Here is a 6,641-nt window from a genome sequence, read left to right as displayed (position 1 = left end):
GAAAAACAACATTTTCAAGTTGCCATTTTCCTACATTTTATCACCGCCATTTACAGCAAGCAATATCGCGATATTCGGATGCGGATCACAAGTACAGTAAAGAATGGTATTTCTTCTCAGGCTGGTAATTTAAATGCTAGTGTTCCTGCTTTTATGGGAGGGACTTATAATTTAGAACCAGCAAAAGGGGAGGTAGTCTCTAAAATGAATTATCTTTATGAAACTAAAGGCAAAGATGGGATTACAACAGGCTCCAATCGTTTTATCACCATTCCCCTTCAAGTTTATGGGGCAACGGATCAGACTAAAATTGGGCTTGAAGATTTAAAAATTGAATTGATTGATGGTGTCGATGAATCAGGTAAGGTTGTTCCGTTTAATCTCATTCAAGAAGTAAAAGGAATGAAAGATAGCATTGTGACTTCGAAACAACGATTTTATCCTATTTTTAGAAATTCATGGTCGGAAGCTGTTTATCCTTATGAGCTAATGATAAAAGAAACACCACCATATCCAGCACGGATGCGACAATTGGGAATCGCAATCACATTGAATCCATTAAAAATTAGAAATGGAATTAAAGACAATTTTAGTCGTTATTTAGGTGTTTCTGTACCAGAGGGTGATGTAGAAATTAATTTTAAACAAAAAATTAGTAAAATAAAGCACGATGAAAATTTAAATCATATTGGTTCTTGGCAATCGTTAAATTTAGAAGAAGATATTAAACCAACAGAAATTTTTGATTATGGTGATCCAGAAAGGGATTATAAAAATAATCAAACGGTTGGAACGTATCGACAACTTAGACGGTCATTATATGTTCCAGCAGCTCGAAATAATAATAACTTGAATTCAGTTTATGATTCAGGAAAACAAAAGATAACAGAAACTTCTGGTGGTGATTTCAAATTATCATTTTCTAATTACAAAGTAGATTCAAATCATGTTCCTATTAATGGGATAGCTGGTAATATTAATGATGCAGCTTTGAAAAATTTTTTTTTGTTTCTTTCTGTTGGGACTTATTTAAAAGAAGATATAACTCTTTTAACAGATAATATAGCATTGAGATACTCTTATAATGTTGATAGTATTTGGCTAAGGGGAACAGCGGAAGAAGAATTGACGGAAAATTTTGGTCAACTTTATTATAATGAGATTTCATATAAATATCCGTTGCCAACTATTTCAGTTTATTCAAAATATTTAGATGCGAAGGGAAACGGGAGCCTAGGATCCAGTATTAACACACTTATTAATACAGGTAATGAGGTTTTGACAGCAGGTGCTGAGTTTGTTGCAGTAACTGCAATAGGTGTTAGCTCTAATTTTTGGGCAAAAGACTCTGTTCTTATGCAGAAATGGAATCCAGAGGAATCTGAATTCATTTCTGTCTCAAAAACAGATCCTGAATTACTTGAAGGTGATAATAAAATAGCAGAACCAAAACCCATTGAATATGGAGTGAGTCGTAGTGGAAAATATGATTATGCAACGCTTAATAAAAATCGAATGGCAGATTACGTTTGGTACTCTAAAGTAGAAGAAGCACAAGCAAATGGCAAACTATCTGCGATTAGGTCAGGAAGTGTAGGACAGCGAAAGGGAGCTCAGTATGAAAACTTATTCGTAAGGCGCCGCTTGAAAAAGTCATCTATTGGTGATAGAGATAAATTTGGAAATTCCTTTGCGACTTTAGGATGGGCAAAAATGGCTTGGGAAGAAGATGGAAGTAAGTCGACCCAGTATCCGTCGACTCAATCATGGTTTCCATCAGAATATGATGAGAATGGAGTTGTATCTCAGCAATCAGACTTTATTTTTGGAAATAATGTTTTAATAGTTCCAGCTAAAGTGAGCTATGCTAAGAGTATAAATGAATACCAAACTAATAAACCTAAAAAATTATTTCGTTCTTCTGAGAAAGCGACAGTTGAAGTTAAACCAGTGTTAAAAACGGATGATGAGACTCAAGTAGAAAAAGAATTTACGTTGAAAGAAGTTTTGCCGAAGGGGATGCGTTATGAACTGGGAAGTGCTCGGTTTAATAAAAATGTGCAAGAACCAGAGGTAGAAGAAGTTGCTGGCGAAACAACCTTGACTTGGAAATTAAAAGGAAAAACAAATGTTAAGATACCACCATTAACTTACAACGTTTATTTTGTACAAGGTGATTTGAAGTTTAATACCTCTGGAACAACTGAATTATCAAGTTCAGGTATTGTTTCAATGGAGGGAGCGAATACAAATAGTCGATTACGAACAGATGAAGTCTCCCTAACTTTAGTTCGTGAAGATAAGTGGGAAATTGATCATCAAGTTTCGAAAAAAGAGTGGCTACCAATTGAGGCGAAACAAGAGATAACTTATCAAATTAAAGTTTCTAATCAATTGAAGCAAGATTTAACCAATATAAATATTTTAGACGTATTGCCTGAGGACAAAGACACACTTGGTTCTAAGTTTAAAGGGAATTATAAAATTAAACGAATGAATTATTTTAAAGCAGATCAAAAAACACCTTACACTGGACAGGTAGCAGGCTATGTAACGAATGACCCTATTGATCGAGGAACAAACCCTAATGATGTTAATTTAACCAATTGGACGGCTTATAATCAAGAACTAGCCCAAGGAAAAGCCGTATTTGTAAATATAGCCAAATTAGCTCCTGCAGAATCGTTCTATATTCACCTAACGTTAGAGGTTTCAGGAAGTAAAGCAGGTGATGCGATGAGAAATAGAGTCGTTGGTAATTCTAAAGCAGCGAAGTTGGAGGGGCTAGTCCAGTCACAAGTTCAAGAAGTAACATGGGACTATCCTAAGGTAACCATGAGTTTAAAACGAAAATTAAAAACAAATGCAACAGAATTAGAGCCCATCTATGATTTAGATCAAGAAAAAGAAGAAGTTCAGGCGGTGACTCAAACAGTCAAACGACAAGACGGTCAAACCTTTGCTGAGTTTATACATCCATTTAAGGAGATGAATTTTAAAGGGTATACTTACTTGGGATATCAAGTCAAAGTCGGTGATAAAATTTTTGATGGGAATCTAGACGAAATCCCACTTGAAAATTTTGAAGTAACGTTGCTTTATTTGGGTAGCTTGGATTTTGATGTAACGAAAGACTTGAATTTTGGGTCGCAACGGTTGCTGTCAAAATATCAAGAAAATATTCCACTTCAAAAACAAGAGGGGGTTGTTCCTAAGTTATCAGTGACTAATACATTGGGAAGTACCAGTACTTGGTTCTTAAGTGTCCGTCAGAAAACACCATTGCGGAATATAAAAGAGGAAAAATTACTTGGCGAACTGATTTATCGTAAAAAACCGAATGAAAAAGGACTTGTTTTAAGCAAAGATTTACAGCCTATTAAAAGTAGTGTCACCCCCACTCAAATTTATACAGATGTTCCATTACTACAAGAAGAAGTATCACAGGAAGGAGTTTATCTCAATTTGGGTACAGGTAACTTAGCTGGAACCTTTTCAGGGGAGTTATTATGGAGTTTGGATGATAAGCCCACTCCTTAAATAAAGGAGTCAATAAATTAAGACTTTCTATTAAGTCTGTGATATGCTACTTTTATAGTATAATAATTTGAGGTGAGATGAGTGAGAAAAGTAATTACATATGGAACATTTGATTTATTACATTACGGTCATATTAATCTATTACGTCGTGCCAAAGAGCAAGGGGACTATTTAATTGTTGCCTTATCAACGGATGAGTTTAATTGGGATGAAAAACAAAAAAAATGTTATTTTGACTATGAAAAACGCAAGATGTTATTAGAAGCGATTCGTTATGTTGACTTAGTAATCCCGGAAAATCGTTGGGATCAAAAAGTAACAGACGTTGAGGAGTTTAAAGTCGATTGTTTTGTGATGGGTGATGACTGGAAAGGCAAGTTCGATTTTGTTAAAGAAACAGGCGCTGAAGTGGTTTACCTTGAACGAACACCTGAGATTTCAACGTCACAAATCAAAAAAGATTTAAATAAAAAGAAATAATTTTTATAAGTTAATAGACAAAAAGCTAAATGCTGGTAGAGGCATTTAGCTTTTTTGTCTGTAAATAAAATATAAAGGTATCAATTACATTTATATAATTGATATATACGAATAATTATCTAATAAAATCTGATGAATGTCAATATTAAAATGAGATAATAAATGTTAATAAATGGTATCTATAATAAACAAAAATGAGGTAAAGTAAAAAAGGCTGTATTTTATTTAGTATACAATGTAAAATAGTGGTGTAGTGTTTAATATAATTTAGAATGGAGCGGTAATATGAATCCCAAAAAATTAGTTTATCAATTTATTCTTGAACAGTTATCATCTGGAAAAATGAAACGTGATGCACGTGTAAAAGAACAATACTTAGTTGATCATTTAGGTATTAGTCGTACACCCATTCGTGAAGCTCTAGTTGAGCTTGCAGCTGAAGGTGTTTTAGAGAGAGAACCGAGAAAAGGATTTACAATAAAAACGTATACAAAAAGCGATTTGAAAGAGTTAATTGATTACATAGGTTTACTCACAGGAAAATGTGCACAATTAGTTTGCACAAAAATGTTGGATAATGATTTTGCAAGAATGCATTTTTTAATCGATAGTATGAACTCTGCGATTGAAAATGAATTATATTCTACTTTCAATCGGTTATTAGTTGAATTTCATGAGCAATATATGGCTAAATGCCATAACGAGTTTTTAGACAAAGAACTAAAACGTATTCGTTTTCTATATTTAGATCGAATTTATTTATTTTTTAAAGAGAGTGATAAAATTATTGAAGTCTATACACAACTTAATCAAGAGCACGAACAAATCGTTCGTTTGTTTGAACAACAAGAAGGACAAGCTTTACGTGAGTATCTAGAAAAAACCTATTGGTCAGTAGATAAAGTCGAAGACTATTATCAAGGGAGCTAGTATAACCTACATTAAAAACGAGAAAAATCTCACGTTTTTGTTGTCTAATTTTTAAGGATATCGTTAGTTACTTTATGTTAAACTGTCGCTATTGTTGATGCTTTTTTTTCAATTTAATGTGAAATTTTTAACTATGATTTTACTTTTTAGGGATAGCTTTGTTATCATTTTTTAGTATCTCTCAGCGAAAAAGAAATCGTTTGACAATTAAAAAAAGAAGAGTTATCAATAACTCAGTTAATCATTAAGGAGAAAACGATGGAAAAAGAAGAAGAGAAAAAGCTGGGGTTGTTTAGTTTAATTGCCCTGACGGTCAGCTCAGTCATTGGTGGTGGTATTTTTAACTTAATGACAGATATGGCAAATGTTGCTTCAGTCGGCGCAACGACAATTGCCCTAATTTTATCTGGAATTGGGATGGGGGTTTATGTGGTTTGTTTACAAATCCTCAATCGAAAGTTACCTGAACTAGATGCTGGAATTTATAGTTATACTGGCTATTCATTTGGTAGTTTTATTGGTTTTAATAGTGCTTTAGGTTACTGGCTATCTGTTTTTTAGCTAATGTTGCCTTAGCCTCTCTCGTTTTTAGTGCGTTAAGTTATTTTTTTAATATTTTTGGCGATGGTCAGAATGTCTATTCTGTTATTGGAGCGTCACTGATTTTATGGGGAATGCATTTTATCTTTTTAAAGGGCTCAGATTTTGCTTCAAAAATAAATGGCATAGTCACAATTGCAAAACTGATTCCACTTTTTATCTTTATTATTTGTGCGATTATCGCTTTTGATGCGGATCTTTTTACAGCAGATGTCTGGGGAACGATTGATAAGAACTTTAGTTGGAGCGAGGTCGCTCCACAGATAAAGAAGGCAACCATGCTTTCTGTCTGGGTTTTTGTTGGAGTCGAAGGAGCGGTGGTTTATTCTGCAAGAGCGAAAAGTAAAAAGTTAGTTGGCAAAGCGACGATTTTGGCTTTTGTATTAATTATTTCGATTTATTTATTAGCAACGGTTCTTTCGTTTGCTATTCTTTCCAGAGATGAGCTAGCAGGGTTAGATAAACCTGGGATGGCACAAGTATTGGAAAGTATTATTGGTCGACCAGGAGCTATTTTGATTAATTTAGGAGTGATTATCTCTGCATTAGGCGCTTGGTTTGCTTGTACGATGTTTGCTGGGGAGATTCTTTATCAAGGTTCAAAAGATAATATTTTTCCTCATGTTTTTGCTAAAGAGAATAAACATGAAGCCCCTAAAAATGCGTTAAGGTTAACCAATGGTTTGGTTCAATTCTTTTTATTATCTCTTTTAGTGAATAAAAGCGCTTATAATTTTATGGCTATTTTATCGTCGAGTACTATGTTAATACCTTATTTGTTTGTTTCATTAAGTTTAGTCAAGTTGGCGTGGTATTGGAAAAAAGGTTTTTCAATCGAACTATTACTTGGTATTATATCTTCTGTTTATATGGCCTATTGTATTTTTGCGACAGGTCTCTCTTACTTAATGCTAACTTCGCTTCTTTTTGCGCCAGGGATCTTGCTGTACCTCATTTCAAAACGTAATGCAGGTGAAACTCCATTTAATCGCTATGAACGTATAGGAGCGATTTTATTGGTTGTTTTAGCTCTTGTTTCTGTTCTTTTGATTGGCATGGGACAGATTGATGTACAAAATATCTAACTAAAC

At 33.8% G+C, this 6,641-nt stretch carries 3 protein-coding genes and 1 pseudogene; all 4 read left to right on the top strand.

Annotation, left to right across the window (positions count from 1 at the left end):
* Positions 1-3,540 (top strand): hypothetical protein (locus ACTJFD_RS11170; protein ID WP_442261611.1); only part of this gene is annotated, 3,540 nt, incomplete at its 5' end.
* Between the two features lie 81 nt (positions 3,541-3,621).
* Positions 3,622-4,020, top strand: coding sequence for a glycerol-3-phosphate cytidylyltransferase (tagD, locus tag ACTJFD_RS11165; RefSeq protein ID WP_442261610.1), 399 nt, complete (start codon positions 3,622-3,624; stop codon positions 4,018-4,020).
* Between the two features lie 285 nt (positions 4,021-4,305).
* Positions 4,306-4,950 carry a GntR family transcriptional regulator gene (locus tag ACTJFD_RS11160; RefSeq protein WP_442261609.1) on the top strand — a complete coding sequence of 215 codons (645 nt, stop codon included), beginning with the start codon at positions 4,306-4,308 and terminating at the stop codon, positions 4,948-4,950.
* Positions 4,951-5,208: 258 nt separating this feature from the next.
* A pseudogene (locus tag ACTJFD_RS11155) lies at positions 5,209-6,635 on the top strand (basic amino acid/polyamine antiporter).
* The last annotated feature ends 6 nt before the right edge of the window (positions 6,636-6,641 follow it).

It is taken from the genome of Vagococcus sp., from assembly GCF_052102835.1.
Taxonomy (GTDB): Bacteria; Bacillota; Bacilli; order Lactobacillales; family Vagococcaceae; genus Vagococcus.
This window is presented reverse-complemented; position numbering and strand designations above follow the sequence as displayed.